The sequence below is a fragment of the Streptomyces sp. SID5785 genome, assembly GCF_009870065.1.
Lineage (GTDB): Bacteria > Actinomycetota > Actinomycetes > Streptomycetales > Streptomycetaceae > Streptomyces.
In genome coordinates, this window is sequence record NZ_WWIA01000114.1 from 1 (window position 1) to 3311 (window position 3311).

Consider the following 3311-nt stretch of genomic DNA (forward strand, 5'->3'; position numbering starts at 1 on the left):
CTCCGGCTCCGGCTCCGGCTCCGGCTCCGGCGGGAGATGCGCACGGGGGCGCGGGCCGGGTGTCGTTCACCCGCCGTGTCACGGGACGTCGGCATGGCGTCGCTCCGGGCGGGGGCCGCGCCGGGTATGCAGGACCCATGCCGCTGGCCCGACGTACGCTCCTGACCGCGCTCGCCGGATCGGCCGCGGTGTCCTGCACCGCGGGGACCGACCGCGCCGACGCCGTGCCCTTCGCCCCGCAGTCCGCGGGCGCCGCCGCCCGTGCCGCGCGCCGGCTGCTCGGCCCGGCCGCGGACCAGCTCGACTTCGGCCCGCCGGGCGGCGCCCGCGACCGGTACCGGGTGGCCGCCGAGGGCGGCCGGATCCGGGTGACCGGCTCGTCCCCCGCCGTCCAGCTCGCGGGCCTGCGCCGGTACTTGAAGGACGTCACGCACGCGAACGTCTCCTGGGCGGGCGAGCAGCTGGACCTGCCGGGACGGCTGCCGCTGCCGCGGCAGCCGCTGACCGGCCGCTCCGCGGTCCCGCACCGGTTCGTGCTCAACGACACGAACGACGGCTACACCGGCCCGTACCACGGGTGGGACTACTGGGAGCGCGAGCTGGACGTGCTGGCGCTGCACGGGTTCAACGAGGTGTTCGTGCAGGCCGGTGCGGACGCCCTGTACCACCGGGTGTTCAGCCGGTTCGGGTACGGCGACGCGGAACTGCGGGCCTGGATCCCCGCCCCGGCTCACCAGCCGTGGTGGCTGCTGCAGAACCTGGCGGGCCCGGCGGGCGGGCCGGTGTCGGCGTCGCTGCTCGCGGCGCGGGCCCGCCTCGGTCGGCAGATCGCCGACCGGGTCAGGGAGCTCGGCATGGAGCCGGTGTTCCCGGGCTACTTCGGGACAGTGCCGCCCGGGTTCGCGGACCTCAACGCGGGCGCGCACGTCGTGCCGCAGGGCGACTGGTACGGGTACCGGCGGCCGGACTGGCTCGATCCGCGCGGGGAGCACTTCGCGGCGGTCGCGGCGGCGTTCTACCGCGACCAGGAGGAGATGTTCGGCCCCGCGCGGCTGTTCAAGATGGACCTGCTGCACGAGGGCGGCAGCGCGGGCGACGTACCGGTGGACGACGCGGCGCGCGGGGTCGAGCGGGCGCTGCGCACGGCGCGCGGCGATGCGACGTGGGTGATCCTCGGCTGGCGGCACAATCCGCCGCGGGCGATCGTCGACGCGGTCGACAAGGAGCACATGCTCGTCGTGGACGGGCTGTCCGACCGGTTCACGAGTGTGACCGACCGGGACGCGGACTGGGGCGGCACGCCGTACGCGTTCGGCTCGATCTGGAACTTCGGCGGGCACACGGCGCTCGGGGCCAACACCCGTGACTGGGCCGAGCTGTTCCCGCGCTGGCTGGCCCGGCCGGGCGGTGCGCTGCGCGGCACGGCGCTGCTGCCGGAGGCCGCGGACAACAACCCGGCGGCGTTCGAGCTCTTCTCCGAACTGGCCTGGACCGAGGGGACGTTGGACCTGCCGCGCTGGTTCGAGGCGTACTCCGTGGCCCGGTACGGGCAGAGGGACGCGCAGGCCGTCGCCGCGTGGGACGTGCTGCGCCGCACCGCGTACGGGACGACGCGCGCGGACGACTGGGCCGAGGGCGCGGACGGACTGTTCGGGGCGCGGCCCTCGCTCACCGCGGTCTCGGCGGCGACGTGGTCACCGAAGCGGCTGCGGTACGACGCGGGCGAGTTCGAGAAGGCGCTCGGCCATCTGCTCGCCGTGGACCCGCGGCTGCGCGCGTCGTCCGCGTACCGCACCGATCTCCTCGACGTGGCGCGGCAGGCACTGTCGAACCGGAGCCGGGCGCTGCTGCCGCGGATCAGGGCCGCCTTCGAGGCGAAGGACGCGGCGGCGCTCGACCGGCTGTGCGCGGACTGGCTCGGCCTCATGACGCTCCTCGACCGGCTGCTCGCCACCGACGCGCGGCACCTGCTGGGCCGTTGGGTCGCCGAGGCCCGGGCCTGGGGGTCCGACGCGAGCGAGCGGGCGCGGCTCGCGCAGGACGCGCTGTCGCTCGTCACCGTGTGGGGGACGCGCAAGGGGGCGGCGGCGGGCCTGCACGACTACGCGAACCGCGAGTGGGCGGGACTGGTCGGCGGCCTCTACCACGACCGCTGGTCGGCGTTCTTCGCCGAGCTGCGGTCCGCGCTCGGCGCCGGGCGGGCGCCCTCGCCGCAGGACTGGTTCGCGTTCGACTCGGCGTGGATCCGTGATCCGGGTCCGCTCGCCACCCGGCCGGCCGGGGACACGTACGACATCGCCGTTCAGGTGCACGAACGGCTGCGGCAGGGCTGACCGTCGACGGCGACGGACGCCGACACCCGCACCCCGGACCGTTCTTGACGGGTATACGTCACGCCGAATCTCTGGTAGGAAACCTTCCTAACAGTCGACGGAACGTTGGACTCCCCCAAGGAGGAACCGTGCCTGCCCCCCACATACGCACCTCCCGTCGCACGCTGCTCACCCTCATCGGCGCCACCGTCGTGGGCGCGCCGCTCCTGTCCACCCAGTTCGCCGGGGCCGCCGGAGCGCCGGCCCGGGCGGGCGGACTCGACGACCCGGCGAAGAAGGAGATCGCCATGCAGCTCGTGTCGAGCGCCGAGAACTCCTCGCTCGACTGGAAGGCCCAGTACCGGTACATCGAGGACATCGGCGACGGCCGCGGCTACACCGCGGGCATCATCGGCTTCTGCTCCGGCACCGGCGACATGCTCGACCTCGTCGAGCTCTACACCGACCGCGCCCCGGACAACGTCCTCGCCCCGTACCTGCCGGCCCTGCGCCGGGTCGACGGCAGCGACTCGCACGAGGGCCTGGACCCGGGCTTCCCCGACGCCTGGGCCGAGGCCGCCGGGGACCAGGCCTTCCAGGAGGCCCAGAACGACGAGCGCGACCGGGTGTACTTCGATCCGGCCGTCGCCCAGGGCAAGGCCGACGGGGTCGGCACGCTCGGCCAGTTCACGTACTACGACGCCATCGTGATGCACGGCGACGGCTCCGACCCGACGAGCTTCCGCAGCATCCGCGAACGGGCGCTCGGCGCGTCACGTCCGCCGTCCCAGGGCGGCGACGAGACCGACTGGCTGAACGCGTTCCTGGACGCACGGGTGTGGGCCATGAAGCAGGAGGAGGCCCACAGCGACACCAGCCGGGTGGACACCGCCCAGCGGGTGTTCCTGCGCGACGGGAACCTCGGGCTCGAACCCCCGCTGGACTGGCAGGTCTACGGGGACTCGTACCACATCGGCTGAGTGGTGCGCGGCCCTCGCC

The 3311-nt window shown here is 74.4% G+C and carries 2 protein-coding genes; both read left to right on the top strand.

The window, feature by feature from the left end:
* Positions 1-137: 137 nt before the first annotated feature.
* Positions 138-2333, top strand: coding sequence for an alpha-N-acetylglucosaminidase (locus GTW43_RS03655; protein WP_161300163.1), 2196 nt, complete (start codon positions 138-140; stop codon positions 2331-2333).
* Positions 2334-2461: 128 nt separating this feature from the next.
* Positions 2462-3292, top strand: coding sequence for a chitosanase (locus GTW43_RS03660; RefSeq protein ID WP_161300164.1), 831 nt, complete (start codon positions 2462-2464; stop codon positions 3290-3292).
* Positions 3293-3311: the final 19 nt, after the last annotated feature.